Origin of the sequence: Chromohalobacter sp. HP20-39, from assembly GCF_033052815.1 — a bacterium.
Lineage (GTDB): Bacteria > Pseudomonadota > Gammaproteobacteria > Pseudomonadales > Halomonadaceae > Chromohalobacter.
This window is the reverse complement of the sequence record NZ_JAWHTP010000063.1, coordinates 1-663: the sequence shown is the minus strand read 5'-3', so window position 1 is coordinate 663 and position 663 is coordinate 1. Positions and strand designations below refer to the sequence as shown.

Sequence of the window (663 nt, the reverse complement as noted above, 5' to 3'; positions counted from 1 at the left end):
AACGTGGCACCGGGCAGCGCATCGACCAACAGGTCGAGGTCGCTGCCATCCCGGTCGGTGCCATGCAGCACCGAGCCGAAGACGCGCGGGTTCGCGGCGCGAAAGCGGCCTACCGCTTCACGCACTGCGCTTCGCTTCATGTCAAGCACAACAGACGGTCGCATGCGCATCCTTTCTTATCGAAACTCGTTGAGATGATATGCAATCAAGAATAGAATTTCAAGAACTATTTTCGAGAATCGCAATGCCTTGATTCCCGTGCCGCGCCTGTGAATTTCACCCGCTCGACGAGCGCAACACCGACGCCGCCTACGCCAAGAACCGGCGAATCGACCTCAAACTCACGAACCGCTGAGCGACGCGTCACCGCGCTGCTGCGCCAGCCAGTCGCGCGGGGCGCAGCCCATGCGCACGCGGAAGGCGCGCGCCAACGCGTTCGGGCTGCCGTAGCCGACGCGGTCGGCCACCACCGCCACCGGACGCCCCTGCTTGAGCAGGGTGCAACTGACGTTCATCCGCCAGTCGGCCAGATAGTCGCCCGGCGTGACGCCCACCGCGTCTTTGAACGCGGCGGCGAAGCGCGCGCGTGACATGCCCGCCTGCGCCGCCAGCGCCTCGAGCGACCACGCGGTCTGCGGCGCATCGTGCATGGCGGTTATGGCG

At 65.3% G+C, this 663-nt stretch carries 2 protein-coding genes; both read right to left on the bottom strand.

The annotated features are described in order from the left end of the window. The coding region (locus RVY79_RS16885; protein WP_411161737.1) for a nucleotidyltransferase family protein at positions 1-164 on the bottom strand (164 nt) is incomplete at its 3' end. Positions 165-341: 177 nt separating this feature from the next. Continuing rightward, positions 342-663: AraC family transcriptional regulator (locus RVY79_RS16880; RefSeq protein ID WP_317465628.1), on the bottom strand; the 322-nt coding region annotated here is incomplete at its 5' end.